The sequence below is a fragment of the Streptomyces sp. NPDC043726 genome (assembly GCF_056436565.1).
In genome coordinates, this window is record NZ_JBWKCI010000009.1 from 453,942 (window position 1) to 471,326 (window position 17,385).

At 71.2% G+C, this 17,385-nt stretch carries 14 protein-coding genes and 1 pseudogene; 13 read left to right on the plus strand and 2 right to left on the minus strand.

The genetic code is table 11. The annotated features are described in order from the left end of the window. Positions 1–12 precede the first annotated feature (12 nt). The 13 genes from AC068Z_RS27460 to AC068Z_RS27520 all read left to right on the plus strand — a co-directional run bounded on the left by AC068Z_RS27460 (position 13) and on the right by AC068Z_RS27520 (position 14,837). On the plus strand, positions 13–1,530 hold the full coding sequence (locus AC068Z_RS27460) for a sugar ABC transporter ATP-binding protein (RefSeq protein ID WP_478560935.1): 1,518 nt from the start codon (positions 13–15) through the stop codon (positions 1,528–1,530). Then, positions 1,527–2,546 carry an ABC transporter permease gene (locus AC068Z_RS27465; RefSeq protein ID WP_478560938.1) on the plus strand — a complete coding sequence of 340 codons (1,020 nt, stop codon included), beginning with the start codon at positions 1,527–1,529 and terminating at the stop codon, positions 2,544–2,546. Before AC068Z_RS27460 ends, AC068Z_RS27465 begins: the two co-directional genes overlap by 4 nt. Before the next feature lie 17 nt (positions 2,547–2,563). After that, a complete protein-coding gene (locus tag AC068Z_RS27470) occupies positions 2,564–3,601 on the plus strand; it encodes a substrate-binding domain-containing protein (RefSeq protein WP_451724902.1) in 1,038 nt (345 codons plus the stop codon). 88 nt (positions 3,602–3,689) lie between these two features. Further along, on the plus strand, positions 3,690–4,895 hold the full coding sequence (locus tag AC068Z_RS27475; protein ID WP_478560941.1) for a Gfo/Idh/MocA family protein: 1,206 nt from the start codon (positions 3,690–3,692) through the stop codon (positions 4,893–4,895). Between the two features lie 14 nt (positions 4,896–4,909). Continuing rightward, positions 4,910–5,908, plus strand: a complete 999-nt coding sequence (locus tag AC068Z_RS27480) for a sugar phosphate isomerase/epimerase family protein (protein WP_478560944.1) — start codon at positions 4,910–4,912, stop codon at positions 5,906–5,908. Between the two features lie 53 nt (positions 5,909–5,961). Continuing rightward, the gene (locus AC068Z_RS27485) at positions 5,962–7,308 is read left to right on the plus strand and encodes a ThuA domain-containing protein (RefSeq protein WP_478560946.1); all 1,347 of its coding nucleotides are present in this window, start codon (positions 5,962–5,964) and stop codon (positions 7,306–7,308) included. Between the two features lie 102 nt (positions 7,309–7,410). Beyond that, positions 7,411–8,577: an inositol-3-phosphate synthase gene (locus AC068Z_RS27490; RefSeq protein WP_478560949.1), complete on the plus strand. Its 1,167-nt coding sequence runs from the start codon at positions 7,411–7,413 to the stop codon at positions 8,575–8,577. Further along, entirely contained in the window at positions 8,574–9,572 is a 999-nt protein-coding gene (locus tag AC068Z_RS27495) for a sugar phosphate isomerase/epimerase family protein (protein WP_478560952.1), read from the plus strand. Before AC068Z_RS27490 ends, AC068Z_RS27495 begins: the two co-directional genes overlap by 4 nt. A 14-nt stretch (positions 9,573–9,586) precedes the next feature. After that, positions 9,587–10,300 carry an EboA domain-containing protein gene (locus AC068Z_RS27500; RefSeq protein WP_478560955.1) on the plus strand — a complete coding sequence of 238 codons (714 nt, stop codon included), beginning with the start codon at positions 9,587–9,589 and terminating at the stop codon, positions 10,298–10,300. Further along, positions 10,300–11,148 (plus strand): TatD family hydrolase, encoded by an 849-nt coding sequence (locus tag AC068Z_RS27505; RefSeq protein ID WP_478560958.1) that lies wholly within the window; start codon positions 10,300–10,302, stop codon positions 11,146–11,148. Before AC068Z_RS27500 ends, AC068Z_RS27505 begins: the two co-directional genes overlap by 1 nt. A gap of 3 nt (positions 11,149–11,151) precedes the next feature. Beyond that, positions 11,152–12,309 (plus strand): metabolite traffic protein EboE, encoded by a 1,158-nt coding sequence (gene eboE, locus AC068Z_RS27510; protein ID WP_478560961.1) that lies wholly within the window; start codon positions 11,152–11,154, stop codon positions 12,307–12,309. Next, positions 12,306–13,715, plus strand: coding sequence for an alkaline phosphatase family protein (locus tag AC068Z_RS27515; protein ID WP_478560964.1), 1,410 nt, complete (start codon positions 12,306–12,308; stop codon positions 13,713–13,715). The genes eboE and AC068Z_RS27515 overlap by 4 nt, the downstream gene beginning before the upstream one ends. Positions 13,716–13,796: 81 nt before the next feature. Then, on the plus strand, positions 13,797–14,837 hold the full coding sequence (locus AC068Z_RS27520) for a sugar phosphate isomerase/epimerase family protein (RefSeq protein ID WP_478560967.1): 1,041 nt from the start codon (positions 13,797–13,799) through the stop codon (positions 14,835–14,837). A gap of 69 nt (positions 14,838–14,906) precedes the next feature. Here AC068Z_RS27520 and AC068Z_RS27525 read toward each other — a convergent pair. Together AC068Z_RS27525 and AC068Z_RS27530 are read right to left on the minus strand one after the other, a co-directional pair. Continuing rightward, positions 14,907–15,797 (minus strand): annotated as a pseudogene (locus tag AC068Z_RS27525) (MFS transporter). A gap of 1 nt (position 15,798) precedes the next feature. Then, complete coding sequence (locus AC068Z_RS27530; protein WP_478560970.1) at positions 15,799–17,187, minus strand: OFA family MFS transporter; 1,389 nt, start codon at positions 17,185–17,187, stop codon at positions 15,799–15,801. Positions 17,188–17,385 lie beyond the last annotated feature (198 nt).

Below are 17,385 nucleotides of genomic sequence, written 5' to 3' on the forward strand. Positions count from 1 at the left end.
CAAGGGGAGCCCATGGCACCAGAACCATCGCTGCTCAGCATGTCCGGCATCACCAAGTCCTTCCCCGGTGTCCGGGCCCTCGACGGTGTCGACCTCGACGTCCAGGCGGGGGAGGTGCACTGTCTGCTCGGCCAGAACGGCGCCGGGAAGTCCACCCTCATCAAGGTGCTGGCCGGCGCCCACCAGCCCGACGACGGCACCATCAACTGGCGTGGCGCACCGGTGACATTGCGCTCGCCCATCGCCGCCATGCGCCTGGGCATCGCCACCATCTACCAGGAACTCGACCTGGTGGAGCACCTGTCCGTGGCCGAGAACGTCCACCTCGGCCATGAACCGACGGCCGCCGGTTTCGTCGTACGACGCAGGAGCGCGCGTGAGTCGACCGCCGCTCTGCTCAAGCGGCTCGGTCACTCCGAGATCGACCCCGGGCGGCTGGTGGGAGAGTTGTCGGCGGCCCAGCAGCAGATCGTCTCCATGGCGCGGGCGCTCTCCCACGACGTACGGCTGATCGTGATGGACGAGCCGTCCGCGGCGCTCGACCCGGACGAGGTCGACAACCTGTTCCGGATCGTGGGCGACCTGACCGCCGACGGCGTGGCCGTCGTCTACATCTCGCACCGTCTGGAGGAGATCCGGCGCATCGGCGACCGGGTGACCGTGCTCAAGGACGGCCGGGCGGTGGCGGTCGGACTGCCCGCGAAGTCCACGCCCACCCGGGACGTCGTGGCGCTGATGACCGGCCGCAACGTGGAGTACGTCTTCCCCCCTCAGCCGGAGTCGGCGCCCACGGGCGCGCCCGTGCTCCAGGTCCAAGGGCTGTCCCGGGAGGGCGAGTTCGAGCCGCTGGACCTGGAGATCCGGCCCGGCGAGATCGTCGGTCTCGCCGGACTGGTCGGCTCGGGACGCTCGGAGATCCTGGAGACGATCTACGGCGCCCGCAAGCCCTCGACCGGCCAAGTCCTCGTCGACGGGAAGGCGTTGCGTCCGGGGAGCGTCCGCGCCGCCGTCCGCGCCGGACTCGGGCTCGCCCCCGAGGAACGCAAGGCACAGGCGCTGCTGATGCTGGAGTCCGTCACCCGCAATGTCTCGGTCTCCTCCATGGCCCGCTTCTCCCGCGGGGGCTGGATCGACCGCGGCGCCGAACTGGGCGCCGCGCGCGCCGCCACCCGCGAGCTGTCGCTGCGGCCCGACAACCCCGCCGTGCCCGTGCGCACCCTGTCCGGCGGCAACCAGCAGAAGGCCGTCCTCGCCCGCTGGCTGCTGCGCGGCTGCCGGGTGCTGCTCCTCGACGAACCCACCCGGGGCGTCGACGTCGGCGCCCGCGCCGAGCTCTACGCGGTCGTACGGCGCCTCGCCGACGAAGGCCTCGCCGTGCTGCTCGTCTCCAGCGAGGTGCCCGAGGTGCTCGGCCTCGCCGACCGCGTCCTGGTGCTGCGCGAGGGGCGGGTCGTGCACACCGCGCCCGCCCGCGACCTCGACGAACACCGTGTCCTCGACCTCGTCATGGAAGGAAGCCCGGCGTCATGACGCAGCACATGTCTCCCCCCAGGGACAGCGCCGACAAAGTACCGCCCGCGAGCGGATCCGGGGCGTGGCGTGGGATGTGGGCCCGCGCCGACGTCCGCACCCTGTCCCTCCTCGGCGTGCTCGCCGCGCTGATCGTCATCGGCGGCATCACCAAGCCCGACGAGTTCCTCGACACCCGCAACCTCCAACTCGTCCTCACCCAGGCCTCCGTGATCGGCGTCGTCACCGTCGGCATGACCTTCGTCATCGTCTCCGGCGGCATCGACCTGTCGGTCGGCGCGATCGTCGCCCTGGCCTCGGTGTGGGCGACCACGGTCGCGACCCAGGAGTACGGCTTCGCCGGCGTCCTGTTCACCGCGGTGCTCGTCGGCGTCGGCTGCGGACTGGTCAACGGCCTGCTCATCGCGTACGGCGCGATGGTGCCGTTCATCGCGACGCTCGCCATGCTGGCCTCGGCGCGCGGACTGGCCCTGCAGATCACCGACGGCAAGACGCAGATCGTCACCATCCCGAGCATCCTCGACCTCGGCGAGCGCGACGCCTACGTCCTCGGCGTCCCGCCGCTCGTCATGGTCTTCGCCGTCGTCACCGTCATCGGCTGGCTGATCCTCAACCGCACCACCTTCGGCCGCCGCACGGTCGCCGTCGGCGGCAACGCCGAGGCCGCCAGGCTCGCCGGCATCGACGTCCGCCGTCAGCGCCTCTACCTCTACCTGCTGTCCGGGCTGTGCTGCGGAATCGCCGCCTTCCTGCTGATCATCCTGTCCGGCTCGGGCCAGAACACCAACGGCAACCTCTACGAACTCGACGCCATCGCCGCCGCGATCATCGGCGGCACGCTGCTCAGCGGCGGCCGGGGCACCATCGTCGGCTCCGTGCTCGGCGTCCTGATCTTCACCACGATCACCAACATCTTCGCCCTGAACAACCTGCAGAGCGACGTCCAGCAGATCGCCAAGGGCGCGATCATCGTCGCCGCCGTGCTGGTCCAGCGCCGTACCGCGAGCACGACCTGAGGAAAGGGTTCACCGCCATGTCAGAGCTCACGAGCCGCAGAGGGCTGCTCTTCGGGGCCGCCGCCGTCTCCGCCGGCGCCCTGTTGACGGGGTGCACGAGCAACGAGTCCGACGACGAGCCGGCCGCGAACGACCAGCCGGCCGCCGACGACAAGCCCGGCAAGCCCGTCACCATCGGCTTCGCAGGACCCCAGGCCGACCACGGCTGGCTCAACGCCATCAACGACAACGCCAAGTCGCGGGCGAAGAAGTACTCCGACGTCACCCTGGAGATCACCGAGGGCTCCAACGACACCGCCGCCCAGATCGGCCAGATCGAGACGCTGATCAACAAGAAGGTCGACGTGCTGGTGATCCTCCCGGCCGACGGCAAGGCGCTCACCCAGGTCGGCCTGAAGGCGATGCGCGCGGGCATCCCGGTCATCAACCTCGACCGCATCTTCAACTCCCCGCAGGCGTACCGCTGCTGGATCGGCGGTGACAACTACGGCATGGGCCTGAACGCCGGTCACTACATCGGCGAGAAGCTCAAGGACAAGTCCGGCGCCCGGGTCATCGAACTGGCGGGCCTGGACAACCTGGAGCTGACCCAGCAGCGCACCCAAGGCTTCGACGACGCCCTGAAGAACTACCCCAACATCAAGAAGGTGGCCCGCCAGGCCGCCGAGTTCACGGTGGAGTCCGGGCAGGCCAAGATGGCGCAACTGCTGCAGGCTCAGTCCAAGTTCGACGCGCTGTGGAACCACGACGACGACCAGGGCGTGGGCGCGCTGCGCGCCATCGAGCAGGCCGGACGCGACGACTTCCTGATGGTCGGCGGCGCGGGCGCGCTCTCCGCCTTCCAGGCCATCAAGCAGGACGACGGGGTGCTCAAGGCGACGGTCCTGTACCCGCCGACGATGGCCGCCTCAGCGATCGACCTGGCCCGTGCGCTCGGCCAGGGCAAGGGGGTCGGTGGGCTGGCCGAGTTCGAGATCCCGGCCTCGCTGACCCTGTACTCCGCCGTCGTCGACAAGGAGAACGTCGACCAGTACATGCCCACCGGTTTCAAGTGAGCCGTGCCATTCCGAGGGCCCGCGCCGCGTTCCGTGGCGCAGGCCCTAGGTGAGCCACCCCCCGACGAAGCACGAGGAGGACATCCGCATGGCACAGCCGCAAGCGTCAGACGGTGCCGAGGCCGAGAAGCCGCCGCTGCGCGTCGGCATGGTCGGCTACGCCTTCATGGGCGCCGCCCACTCCCAGGGCTGGCGCACCGTGGGGCGCGTCTTCGACCTGCCCCGGCGCCCGGTCCTGGCCGCGATCTGCGGACGGGACGCGGCCGCGGTGCGCGCGGCGGCCGACCGGCACGGCTGGGCGGCGGCCGAGACCGACTGGCGGGCGCTGATCGCCCGGGACGACGTCGACCTCGTCGACATCTGCACGCCCGGTGACAGCCACGCCGAGATCGCGATCGCCGCGCTCGCCGCCGGGAAGCATGTCCTGTGTGAGAAGCCCCTCGCGAACACCGTCGAGGAGGCCGAGGCGATGGTCCGGGCGGCCGAGGAGGGCTACGAGCGCGGCCAGTTGGCGATGGTGGGGTTCAACTACCGCCGGGTGCCCGCGACCGCGCTGGCCCGCCGGATGGTCGCCGAGGGACGGCTCGGCCGGCTGCGGCACGTGCGGGTGACGTACCTTCAGGACTGGCTGGTGGACCCGGAGTTCCCGCTGACCTGGCGGCTGCGCAAGGAGCACGCCGGGTCGGGCTCGCTCGGCGACCTCGGCGCGCACATCGTGGACCTCGCCCAGTACGTGGCCGGCGAGCAGCTGTCCGGCGTCTCCGCGCTCACCGAGACCTTCGTACGACAGCGTCCGCTGGCCGGGGCGGCGCAGGGCCTGTCCGCCGCGGCGACCGGGGGCACCGGCGAGGTCACCGTGGACGACGCGGCCCTGTTCACCGCCCGCTTCCCCTCCGGCGCGCTCGCCTCCTTCGAGGCGACCCGTTACGCCACCGGCCGCAAGAACGCCCTGCGCCTCGAACTCAACGGCGAGCGCGGCTCGCTCGCCTTCGACCTGGAGCGGCTCAACGAACTGTCGTACCACGACGGTACGGAGCCCGGCGCGCACGCCGGTTTCCGCCGCATCCTCGTCACCGAACCCGACCACCCCTACATGGACGCCTGGTGGCCGCCGGGCCACGGCCTCGGCTACGAGCACACCTTCGTCCACCAGGCCCGCGACCTGGTCCACGCCGTCGCCGAGGGCCGCAGCCCCGACCCCTCCTTCGCCGACGGGCTCCAGGTGCAGCGCGTCCTCGCGGCGGTGGAGGAGAGCGCCGAGAAGAACTCCGTCTACACGCCCATAGCGGTCTGAGGAGGCCTCTGATCATGCCGCGCACCTTCACGCTCTTCACCGGTCAGTGGGCCGATCTGCCCCTGGAGGAGGTCTGCCGTCTGGCCCGTGACTTCGGCTACGACGGTCTCGAACTGGCCTGCTGGGGTGATCACTTCGAGGTCGACAAGGCGCTGAGCGACCCCGGCTATGTGAAGTCCAGGCATCAACTGCTCGACAAGTACGGGCTGAAGTGCTGGGCGATCTCCAACCACCTGGTGGGCCAGGCGGTCTGCGACACCATCATCGACGAGCGCCACGAGGCGATCCTGCCCGGCGAGGTGTGGGGCGACGGCGATGCCGAGGGGGTGCGGCAGCGGGCGGCCGAGCGGATGAAGGACACCGCGCGGGCGGCGGCCGCCTTCGGCGTCGACACCGTCATCGGCTTCACCGGCTCCGCGATCTGGCACCTGGTCGCGATGTTCCCGCCCGCGCCCGAGGCGATGATCGAGCGCGGCTACGAGGACTTCGCAGACCGCTGGAACCCGATCCTGGACGTCTTCGACGCCGAGGGCGTGCGCTTCGCCCACGAGGTCCACCCCAGCGAGATCGCCTACGACTACTGGACCACCCAGCGTGCCCTGGAGGCGGTCGGCCGGCGGCCCGCGTTCGGCCTGAACTTCGACCCCTCGCACTTCGTGTGGCAGGACCTGGACCCCGTCGGCTTCCTCTACGACTTCCGGGACCGGATCTATCACGTGGACTGCAAGGAGGCCCGCAAGCGCTTGGACGGCCGCAACGGCCGCCTCGGCTCCCACCTGCCCTGGGGTGACCCCCGGCGCGGCTGGGACTTCGTCTCCGCCGGACACGGGGACGTGCCCTGGGAGGACGTCTTCCGGATGCTGCGCTCCATCGACTACCAGGGGCCGATCTCGGTGGAGTGGGAGGACGCCGGAATGGACCGGCTCCAGGGCGCCCCCGAGGCGCTGACCCGCCTGAAGGCCTACGACTTCGAGCCGCCCACGGCCTCCTTCGACGCCGCCTTCGGCAACTGAGCACCGGCGCACCGCACCCGCCTGTCCAACCGGCCCCACTCCGGAGGCATTTCGTGCACAGGAACATTTCAACCGGCCGACTGGCGACGCTGGTCACGGGTGCGGCGCTGCTCCTCGGCTGCGTCTCGGGACCGGCGTCCTCCTCGGAAGCGTCCGCGGGGGAGCGGGTGCTGGTCTTCTCCAAGACGGCGGGCTTCCGGCACGACTCCATCCCCGCCGGCGTGGCGGCCATCGAGGAACTGGGCGCCACGGCCGGCATCACGGTCGACGCCACCGAGGACGCGGGCGCGTTCACGCACGACAACCTGCGCCGGTACGACGCGGTGGTGTTCCTGTCGACCACCGGCGATGTGCTCGACGGCGCGCAACAGCGCGCGTTCGAACGCTATGTGCGCCACGGCGGCGGCTTCATGGGCGTCCACGCGGCAGCCGACACCGAGTACGACTGGGCGTTCTACGGCGGCCTCGTCGGAGCGTATTTCCGGTCGCATCCGGCGATCCAGCAGGCCACTGTTGACGTCGAGGACCACGCCCACCCGTCGACCTCGCACTTGCCGACGGCCTGGAACCGGACGGACGAGTGGTACGACTACCGCTCCAGCCCCCGGGAACGGGTCCACGTGCTGGCCTCCCTCGACGAGTCGTCGTACACGGGCGCCACCATGAACGGCGACCATCCGATCGCCTGGTGCCACACCTACCAGGGCGGCCGTGCCTTCTACACCGGCGGCGGCCACGCCAAGGAGTCCTACGCGGACCCCGCCTTCCGGCACCATCTGCTGGGCGGGCTGCGCTGGACGACCGGCACGGCGCAGGCCGACTGCCGCCCGGAGAACGGCTACCGGCCGCTCTTCGACGGCACGGCCGCCTCCCTCTCCGGCTGGCGTCAGGCGGGCCCCGGCTCTTTCTCGCTGGGCGCCGACGGCACGCTCTCGACCAGCGGCGGGCTGGGCCTCCTCTGGTACGCAGGCCAGGGCTTCGGCGCCTACTCGCTGAAGCTCGACTGGAAGGTCGACGGAGACGACAATTCCGGTGTATTCGTGGGATTTCCGCCCTCGGACGACCCGTGGTCGGCTGTCAGCAACGGCTATGAGATCCAGATCGACGCCACGGACGTCCCCGAGAGGACCACGGGGTCGGTCTACGGCTTCCGCTCCGCGGACCTGGCCAAGCGTGACCGGGCGCTCAATCCGCCGGGGGAGTGGAACACGTACGAGATCCGCGTGGAGGGCGAGCGCCTCCGCGTCTGGCTCAACGGCGTGAAGATCAACGATTTCACCAACACCGATCCGGCCCGGAGCCTGCGAGACGGGCACGTCGGCATCCAGAACCACGGATCCGACGACCAGATGTCCTTCCGGGACATCCGGATCAAGGAGCTGCCCCTCAAGGGCACGTGAGCGACGGCGGGCGGGGGACGCCGGACCCCCGCCCGCCGTCTTCCACCCCCCACGGGTTCCGCCTTGACGGGGGTTTTCCGTACGACGAGGAGGCTGCTGTCCATGTCCGCGTCCTTTCCCGGAGCACGTGTCGGAGTGTGGCTGATCGGGGCGCGGGGCTCCGTGGCCACGACGGTGATAGCCGGTTGCGCCGCGATCTCGGCGGGCCTGCATCCGCCGACGGGCATGGTCACGCGGACCCCGCCCTTCACCGACGCCGCCCTGCCGCCGCTGCCGTCGTTGGTCTTCGGCGGCCACGACACGGTGGACTGCCCGCTGCCGAAACGGGCGGAGGCCCTGGCGGCGGGAGGCGTCCTGCCCCCGGGCCTGCCGAGGGCGGTGGCCGCCGAACTGGCGCTGGCGGAGCGGGAGATCAGGCCCGGCGGCCCACTCCCCGGCGACACGCGGGACGAAGACGCGCTGATCTCCGCCTTCTCGGCCGACATCGAGGACTTCGTACGACGACTGGGCCTGACCAGAGCGGTCGTGATCAACGTGGCCTCGACGGAACCGGCGTCCACCGGCCCGGCGCTGCCACCGAGCGCCCTGTACGCGGCGGCGGCCCTGCGCGCGGGCTGTCCGTACGTCAACTTCACCCCCTCGACGGGTCTGCACCACCCGGAACTGGCCGCTCTCGCCGCCGACTCCGGCCTGCCCCATGCCGGCCGCGACGGCAAGACCGGCCAGACCCTGCTCCGGGCGGCTTTGGCCCCGATGTTCACCCAACGAGCGCTCGCGGTACGGGCCTGGTCCGGCACGAACCTCCTGGGCGGCGGCGACGGCGCCTCCCTCGCCGACCCGGCGGCGACCGCCGCGAAGAACGCCGGCAAGGAGCGGGTGCTGGCCGACGTGCTCCCGTCGCGCCCCGAGGGCGAGGTCCACATCGACGACGTCCCCGCGCTGGGCGACTGGAAGACCGCCTGGGACCACATCGCCTTCGACGGCTTCCTCGGCACTCGCATGATCCTCCAGACGATCTGGCAGGGCTGCGACTCGGCCCTGGCGGCCCCCCTGATCCTGGACCTGGCCCGCCTGGTCACCCGTGCCCACGAGGCAGGCCTCTCCGGCCCGCTGAGCGAACTGGGCTTCTACTTCAAGGACCCGGTGGGGCAGGGCCCGTCGGCCCTGGCGGAGCAGTACGGCGAACTGGTGCGCTTCGCGGGGCGGTTGGCGGCCGACGGTGCCGGAGGGCCTGCCGACTCGGGTGGCGCTGTGGGGAAGGAGCGGTGAGCGGGGGTATCGAGGGCACGACGGCGGGGGGCACGGCCCCTGAAGGCCGGGCTCTTCCGGGGCAAGGTGCGGGCGGCACCGCCGCACCTGCCGGCGCCGCGGCCCCTCCCTCAGCAGAGCCCACCGCCACCGCCTCCCTCCGATTCGGCTACGGCACCAACGGTCTCGCCGACCTCCGCCTGGACGACGCCCTCTCCCTCCTCGCCGATCTGGGCTACGACGGCGTCGGACTCACCCTCGACCACATGCACCTGGACCCCCTGGCCCCGGACCTCGCCGCCCGTGTCCGCCGCCTCGCCCACCGGCTGGACACCCTCGGCCTGGGCGTGACCGTCGAGACCGGCGCCCGCTATGTGCTCGACCCGCGCCGCAAGCACGGCCCCTCCCTGCTGGACCCCGACCCGGACGCCCGCGCCCGCCGCGTCGACCTGCTGGTGCGCGCCGTGCGGATCGCCACCGACCTGGACGCCCACGCCGTGCACTGCTTCAGCGGCGTCACCCCGGACGGCACCGACCCGGACACCGCCTGGAAACGCCTGGCCGAGTCCCTCGCCCCCGTCCTGGACGCGGCCGCGTCCACCGGAGTCCCTCTGGCCGTCGAACCCGAGCCCGGCCATCTCCTCGCCACCCTCGCCGACTTCCATCACCTCCGCCGTACCCTCGGTGACCCGGAACACCTGGGCCTCACCCTCGACATCGGCCACTGCCAGTGCCTCGAACCGCTCCCTCCGGCCGACTGCGTCCGCGCCGCCGCGCCCTGGCTGCGCCACGTCCAGATCGAGGACATGCGCCGCGGAGTCCATGAGCACCTGCCCTTCGGCGACGGCGAGATCGACTTCCCGCCCGTCCTCGCGGCCCTCGCCGAGACCGGCTACCAGGGCCTGACCGTCGTGGAACTGCCCCGCCACTCCCACGCGGGCCCCCACCACGCCGCACTCTCCCTCCCGTTCCTCCGCAATGCCGCCCCACCTCCGGGCGAGCCCCCCGCCACCTGAGAAGGGAGCACCCGATGACCCGCCCAGGCCCCACCACGGGCACCGAGGCGGCCGGCACCCAGGGCACCACCCTCGCCCTCACCCCGCCCGCCGAACTGCACGCCCGGCTCTCGGCCCGCCTCGCCGGAGCCGCCCGCGCCTGGCTCGACCCGGCCCTCGACGAAGCGGCCGCCCACCCCGGCACCCACGGACCCATCTCCGTCTGGGAGTTGCGCCTGGCCGAGGCCGGCCGCCGCTGCGGCTCCGAGCACGCCGACGCCGCCCGCGTCCTCATCCTGCACGCGGCCCGAGCCGACGCCGACGCGGTCACCCGCGTCTACTCCCAGGGCACCGGCGCCGAACGCCGCGCCGCCCTGCACGCCCTGCCCCACCTCGTGTCCGGCCCGGAAGCACTCCCGCTCGTCGAGGACGCCCTGCGCACCAACGACACCGGCCTCCTCACCGCCGCCGTCGGCCCCTACGCGGCCCGCCACCTCGACCCCCACCAGTGGCGCCACGCCGTCCTGAAGTGCCTGTTCACCGGCGTGCCCGTCAGTGCGGTGGCCGGCCTCGAGCGCCGCGCCCGCGCCGACGCCGAACTCGCCCGCATGCTCGGCGACTACGCCGCCGAACGCACCGCCGCGGGCCGTGCCGTACCCGAGGACCTGTACCGCGTCCTGGCCCTGACCGAACCCGACGCAACACCCCCACCGCACGGTTCGGCCCACCCCCACGGCAAGGAGTCCTGATGCGCATCTTCGACCCCCACATCCACATGACGTCCAGGACCACCGACGACTACGAGGCCATGCGCGCCGCGGGCGTCCGCGCCGTCGTCGAGCCCTCCTTCTGGCTGGGCCAGCCCCGCACCGCACCGGCCACGTTCTTCGACTACTTCGACTCCCTCCTCGGCTGGGAACCCTTCCGCGCCGCCCAGCACGGCATCGCCCACCACTGCACGCTCGCCCTCAACCCCAAGGAGGCGAACGACCCGCGCTGCCTGCCCGTCCTCGACGAGTTGCCCCGCTATCTCGTCAAGGACCAGGTCGTCGCCGTCGGCGAGATCGGCTACGACTCGATGACCCCCGCCGAGGACACCGCCCTCGCCGCCCAGCTCCAGCTCGCCGCCGACCACGGGCTCCCCGCGCTCGTGCACACCCCGCACCGCGACAAGGCGGCGGGACTGCGCCGCACCCTCGACGTCGTCGCCGAGTCCGCGCTGCCCATGGACCGGGTCCTGGTCGACCACCTCAACGAGACCACCGTCAAGGAGGCCAAGGACAGCGGCTGCTGGCTCGGCTTCTCCGTCTATCCCGACACCAAGATGGACGAGGAGCGGATGGTCGCCATCCTCCGCGCCTACGGCCCCGAGCAGGTGCTGGTGAACTCCGCCGCCGACTGGGGCCGCAGCGACCCCCTCAAGACCCGCAAGGTCGGCGACCTGATGCTGGCCGAGGGCTTCACCGAGGACGACGTCGACCGGGTCCTGTGGCGCAACCCCGTGGCCTTCTACGGGCTCAGCGGCCGGCTGAACCTCGACGTCGCGGCCCCCGACGCCACCCACCAGGGCAACTCCATCCTGCGCGGCGGGGCGTGAGCCATGCGCTTCCGGCACCCCGACGGCTCCACCGTCCACCTCGCCTACTGCACCAACGTCCATCCCGCGGAGACCCTCGACGGTGTCCTCGCCCAGCTCCGGGACCACTGCGAACCCGTCCGCCGCCGCCTCGGCCGGGACCGCCTCGGCATCGGACTGTGGCTCGCCAAGGACGCCGCGCACGCCCTGGTCACCGACCCCTCCGCACTGCGCGGCCTGCGGTGCGAACTCGACCGCCGCGGCCTGGAGGTCGTCACCCTCAACGGCTTCCCCTATGAGGGCTTCGGCGCCGAAGAGGTCAAGTACCGCGTCTACCGGCCCGACTGGACCGACCCCGAACGCCTCGAACACACCACCGCCCTCGCCCGCGTCCTCACCGGACTGCTCCCCGACGACGTCGACGAGGGCAGCGTCTCCACCCTCCCGCTCGCCTGGCGCACCCGCCCGACGGACTCCGCCCACACCGCCCTGCGCACCCTCGGCGAACGCCTCGACGCGCTGGAGGAGCTCACCGGCCGCTCCATCCGCGTCGGCCTGGAACCGGAACCCGGCTGTGTCGTCGAGACCACCGGTGATGCCATCGCCCCGCTCACCGCCATCGGCCATCCACGCATCGGCATCTGCGTCGACACCTGCCACCTCGCCACCTCCTTCGAAGATCCGCACACCGCCCTGGACGCGCTCGCCGCGTCCGGCGTCCCCGTCGTCAAATCCCAGCTCTCGGCCGCACTCCACGCCGAGCACCCGCACCTCCCCGAGGTCCGCGAGGCCCTCGCCGCCTTCGACGAACCCCGCTTCCTGCACCAGACCCGCACCAGCACCGCCGCCGGCCTGCGCGGCACCGACGACCTCGGCGAAGCCCTCGGCGGCCGGGCACTCCCCGAGGCATCGCCCTGGCGCGCCCACTTCCACGTCCCGCTGCACGCGGCCCCCGCCGCGCCCCTCACCTCCACACTCCCCGTCCTGAAAACCGCCCTGACCCGGCTCGTGGGCGGCCCGCACCCGCTGGTGCGCCATCTGGAGGTCGAGACCTACACCTGGCAGGCCCTCCCGCCCGAGCTGCGCCCGAGCACCCGCGCCCAGCTCGCCGACGGCATCGCCGCCGAACTCACCCTCGCCCGCGACCTGCTGACCGACCTCGGCCTGAAGGAACTCCCATGAGCACGAGCCCCCCACGGACCGCCCCCGGCGGCGGTCCCACCCCGCTCCTGGTCCTCGATGTCGTCGGCCTCACCCCCCGTCTTCTCGACCACATGCCCCACCTCAAGGCCCTCGGCCGCTCCGGCTCCCGCGCCACCCTCGGCACCGTCCTGCCCGCCGTCACCTGCGCCGCGCAGTCCACCTTCCTCACCGGCACCCACCCGTCGGAGCACGGCATCGTCGGCAACGGCTGGTACTTCCGCGACCTCGGAGACGTCCTGCTGTGGCGCCAGCACAACGGCCTGGTCGCCGGCGACAAACTCTGGGACGCCGCCCGCCGCGCCCACCCCGGCTATACGGTCGCCAACATCTGCTGGTGGTACGCCATGGGCGCCGACACCGACATCACGGTCACCCCCCGTCCGGTCTACTACGCCGACGGCCGCAAGGAACCCGACTGCTACACCCGGCCCCCGGCCCTGCACGACGAACTCACCGCCAAACTCGGCACCTTCCCCCTCTTCCACTTCTGGGGCCCCGGCGCCGACCTCGTCTCCAGCCAGTGGATCATCGACGCCACCCGCCACATCAACCGCACCCGGCACCCCGACCTGACGCTCTGCTACCTCCCTCACCTCGACTACGACCTGCAGCGCTTCGGCCCAGACGACCCCCGCTCCCTGAAAGCCGCCGCCGACCTGGACACCGCGCTGGCCCCGCTCCTGGACGACGCCCGCGCGGAAGGCCGTACCGTCGTCGCGCTGTCCGAGTACGGCATCACCCGCGTCAGCCGCCCCGTGGACATCAACCGCGCCCTGCGCCGGGCAGGCCTGCTGGAGGTGCACACGCAGGACGGCATGGAGTACCTGGACCCGATGGCGTCCCGTGCCTTCGCCGTCGCCGACCACCAGATCGCCCACGTCTACGTGCGCCGCCCGGAGGACCTCGACGCGACCCGGGCCGCGCTCCACGGACTGCCCGGCATCGAGCAACTCCTCGACGACGAGGGCAAGAAGGCCCACCACCTCGACCATCCGCGCTCGGGCGAACTCGTCGCCGTCGCGGAGCCGGACGCCTGGTTCACGTACTACTACTGGCTCGACGACGCCCGCGCACCCGACTTCGCCCAGCTCGTCGAGATCCACCGCAAACCCGGCTACGACCCGGTCGAACTGTTCATGGACCCGCTCGACCCCTATGTCAAGGTCAAGGCCGCGACCGCCCTGGCCCGCAAGAAGCTCGGCATGCGCTACCGCATGGCGGTCGTGCCCCTGGATCCCTCACCTATTCGCGGCAGCCACGGTCGCCTTCCGGCGAGCGACGACGACGGTCCGCTCCTCATCTGCTCCACCCCCCGTGCTGTCGGTGACCACCTCGCGGCCACCGGTGTGAAGTCGCTCCTGCTCCGACTCGCCGGTCTCACCTGAGGGATGAAGCCCTCAGGTCTGACTGGTCCCCAGTGAAGCACTCACCACTGACAACGCCCCGTCCTCACGAGGAGTTCCAGCATGAGCCGCATCACCCAGACCGATTCCGAACTCACCCACCGCCTCAGCAGACGCGGCATGCTCGGCGTGGCCGCGGGCGCCACCGCCGCGGCCCTGCTGGGCGCGGCGGCGACCCCAGCGGCCGCCGCCCCCGGGACCGCCGCCGACACCGCGGGCCGCGGCCGCCCCGTCCTGCCGCCCGGCCGGCTCGGCATCCAGCTCTACAGCCTGCGCGACAAGGTCTCCACCCTCGGCTTCGCCGCCGTCTTCGCCGAACTGGAGAAGTACGGCTACGACGAGGTCGAGTTCGCCGGCTACACCCAGGGCTCGGCCGGCCCGATCACCCTGGCCCAGCTCAGGCGGCTGGCCCGCAACCACGGCCTGAACCCGATCGGCAGCCACGTCGGCTACTACGCGAGCGACCCCAACGCCTACACCTTCGCCCAGAACCTCACCAAGGTCCTCGACGATGCCCAGGCCCTCGGCCTCAAGCACATCGGCACCGCCTCCGGGCCCTTCCGCTACGGCTCGACCGTCGACGCCTGGAAGCGGGCCGCCGAGGAGTTCAACACCTACGGAGCGGCGGCCCGGGCGCGCGGCATGAAGTTCTACCAGCACAACCACTCCGAGGAGTTCTCCTTCGCCACCGACAACCCCAAGGTCCGGCTCTACGACGTGCTGCTCGCCGAGACCGACCCCGACCTCGTCTTCCTGGAGATGGACATCTACTGGGCGTACTCGGGCCAGTTCCGCTTCTCCAAGCGCCCCGACGGCACGCCCGCGCCCTTCGACCCCCTCGACTACGTGCTCAGGCAGCCCCACCGCTACCCGCTCTTCCATGTCAAGGACGGAGTCAGCGACCCGGCGAACACCTACGGCTACCGCATGGTCGACGTCGGCGACGGGGACATCGACTACCAGCGGTTCATCTCCGGTGTGACCCGGCTGCGCGGCGAGCGGTTCGCCCACCACTGGCAGGCCGAGCACGACAATCCGACCGAGTCCTTCACCTTCGCCCGGCGTTCGAGCGAGCACCTGCACTCGCTGCGGGAGAAGTGCTGACGGTTCCGCACACCCACGCGTGAGGAGGCCCTCCCCGCAGCGGGGAGGGCCTCCTCACGATGCGCCGGGTCAGCCCACGGACCGGGGCACCGACGCCCGCCCCGGCTGCCGTAGCAGCAGGGCGATCGCCGCCGCGACCATGGACAGCCCGCCGGCCGGCGCGTAGGCGCCGTTGTAGTTCTCCCCGAAGTAGTCCGGGGTCAGCGCCGCGAACAACGGGTAGAACGCGCCGCCGCCGAAGCCGGCGAGGAAGGCGAAGAACAGGAACAGCCCTTCGCCCTTCAGCTCGCCGGCCCGGATCACCCCGAACTGGGCCAGGCCCAGCACGACGATGACGAACACGAGCGTCGCCTTGCGGCCCCACGTGTCGGACAGCCAGCCGACGACACCGCGGCCGATGCCGTTGACGGCGGCGTCCCTGGCGAAGTCGACCTGGAAGGAGATCCCGCGGGCGGGTTCTTGGCGAGGTTGCCCGTGCCCTTCTCGGCGCCCGCGTGCGTCGGCGGATCGACGTCCGAGGGCCACCAGTTCTTCGGGGGGCCCTGGAAGAAGAACGCGGTCGCGACGACCACGATCATGAAGATGAACGGCAGCGATCCGTACGCGAACCCGCCGTTGACGAACCCGGTCCGCGCTCCCCGCCGCTCGGGAAACCCTTGCCGACCATGTTGATGCAGGTCGCGTAGACCAGGCCGGCCCCGATGCCGCCGATGACACCGAAGCCGAGGATCGCCAGCAGGACGTTGTTCAGGTGAGACAGGGCCAGGAACCCCAGCAGACACATTCCGGAGCCGACGTACATGGCCCGGCGCGCCGTCAGGATGCCCTTCTCCCGCAGCCAGCCCGCCGGGAAGGGCTCCGCGGAGCCGTACGCGCATTCGAAGACGCTGTTCGGTAGGGACGGTGTGCGGCGTCGGGCGGTGCGGAGGAACTGTTCGCCGCGTACGGATCTGCTGTCATCTCAGGCCGTGTCCTCGCCGAGCGGTTGCGGGTTGGGCACGAGGCGCTTCTTGTCGTTGTCGCGTCCCGGTGGGCTGAGGAACAGGGCGACGAAGCCGGCGAAGAACGAGATGGAGCCGGCCAGGATGAAGGCGCCGTTGAGGCCCCAGGCCGCCACCACGACGGCTCCCATGCCGGAGCCGAGGCCGGAGACCAGCTTGGAGCTGTACACCATGCCGTAGTTGGTGGCGTTGTTGTTCTCCCCGAAGTAGTCCGCGGTCATCGCCGCGAACATCGGGAAGATCGCGCCGCCGCCGAAACCGGAGATCGCGGAGAAGATCAGGAACAGGGGCAGGTTCTTCATCTCGGCCGACCAGATGATGCCGAACTGGGCCAGGCCGAGAATCACACAGACGTACAACAGGCACTGCTTACGGCCGTACAGGTCGGAGAGCCAGCCGATGACGCCGCGTCCGGTGCCGTTGACGACCGCCTTGAGGGACATGGCGGTGGCGACGATTCCGGCGGCGAATCCGGCGTGCTCGCCGATTTCCACCTGGAAGGCGATGCCGAAGATGTTCACGCCCGAGGTGCAGGCGAGACAGAACCACATGAGGGCCACGCGGCCGGTCCGCCACGCCTCCACGGGGCTGTACTGGTGGACGGCCGGCGGGTTCCGCTCCAGGGAGCGGCGTGCCCGGGGGTCGTCCGGCGGGTTGAGCGGGTCGATGTGCGGCGGCCACCAGTTCTTCGGCGGGTCCTGAAAGAAGAACCCGGCCGTGGCCACCATCAGGGCGAGGAAGACGCCGACCGAGATGAGGATGACCCTGAAGTTGGAGAGGTCCATCACCGTGCTGAACAGGAAGACGAAGGGCACCGAGCCGTAGGCGAAACCGCCGTTGACGAACCCGGTCTTGCCGCCCTTGCGCTCCGGATACCACTTGCCGACCATGTTGACGCAGGTGGCGTACACCATGCCCGCGCCCATTCCGCTGAACATGCCGAAGCCGATGAAGGCGAGCAGCACGTGCGGCGCGTAGGCCAGGGACACATAGCCCATCAGCGTGCCCGCCGCGCCGAGCATCATCGCCCACCGGGCGGGCAGCTTGCCTGTCTCCCGCAGCCGTCCCGCCGGGAAGGCCACCGCGGCCTGGAAGAACACCCAGACGCTCAGCATCCAGAAGATGCTGCCCTCGGACCAGTGATGCGCTTGGTGGATCGTCTCCTCGGCGGACGCGAACGCGTATTCGGCCGAGGAGATGCCCATCATGCCCACCCAGGGCAGGATCACCATCCACTTGCGTTTGCGGCCCATGATGTCGATGTCGGACTCGCCGACGCGGTACACGCGTCCGTTCTTGTCGGTCACCTCCCGGTAGGCGGCGACCTGTGGAACGTCAGTGGTTGTCACGTTAGTTGCACCCCTTGCGTCGAAAGTTCTGGCCAGCGCCCCCTGTCCAATGCCTTTCGTGTGCGCACGGGTCCTGGGGTCGGCCGACGCGCACCGTCGGCCGACCCCCGCCAGGCCCGTCCACACTTAAACCCCCCCACAATCCCCCCCCGCCCCCCCCCCCGGGAATAAGGGCCCCCTTCAGGCCCCCCGGATTCT

What these genes read in the sequence shown, in the direction of transcription:
- AC068Z_RS27460 (WP_478560935.1), top strand. Translation starts at nt 13, where the DNA reads ATGGCACCAGAACCATCGCTGCTCAGCATGTCCGGCATCACCAAGTCC.
- AC068Z_RS27465 (WP_478560938.1), top strand. Translation starts at nt 1,527, where the DNA reads ATGACGCAGCACATGTCTCCCCCCAGGGACAGCGCCGACAAAGTACCG.
- AC068Z_RS27470 (WP_451724902.1), top strand. Translation starts at nt 2,564, where the DNA reads ATGTCAGAGCTCACGAGCCGCAGAGGGCTGCTCTTCGGGGCCGCCGCC.
- AC068Z_RS27475 (WP_478560941.1), top strand. Translation starts at nt 3,690, where the DNA reads ATGGCACAGCCGCAAGCGTCAGACGGTGCCGAGGCCGAGAAGCCGCCG.
- AC068Z_RS27480 (WP_478560944.1), top strand. Translation starts at nt 4,910, where the DNA reads ATGCCGCGCACCTTCACGCTCTTCACCGGTCAGTGGGCCGATCTGCCC.
- AC068Z_RS27490 (WP_478560949.1), top strand. Translation starts at nt 7,411, where the DNA reads ATGTCCGCGTCCTTTCCCGGAGCACGTGTCGGAGTGTGGCTGATCGGG.
- AC068Z_RS27500 (WP_478560955.1), top strand. Translation starts at nt 9,587, where the DNA reads ATGACCCGCCCAGGCCCCACCACGGGCACCGAGGCGGCCGGCACCCAG.
- AC068Z_RS27505 (WP_478560958.1), top strand. Translation starts at nt 10,300, where the DNA reads ATGCGCATCTTCGACCCCCACATCCACATGACGTCCAGGACCACCGAC.
- eboE (WP_478560961.1), top strand. Translation starts at nt 11,152, where the DNA reads ATGCGCTTCCGGCACCCCGACGGCTCCACCGTCCACCTCGCCTACTGC.
- AC068Z_RS27515 (WP_478560964.1), top strand. Translation starts at nt 12,306, where the DNA reads ATGAGCACGAGCCCCCCACGGACCGCCCCCGGCGGCGGTCCCACCCCG.
- AC068Z_RS27520 (WP_478560967.1), top strand. Translation starts at nt 13,797, where the DNA reads ATGAGCCGCATCACCCAGACCGATTCCGAACTCACCCACCGCCTCAGC.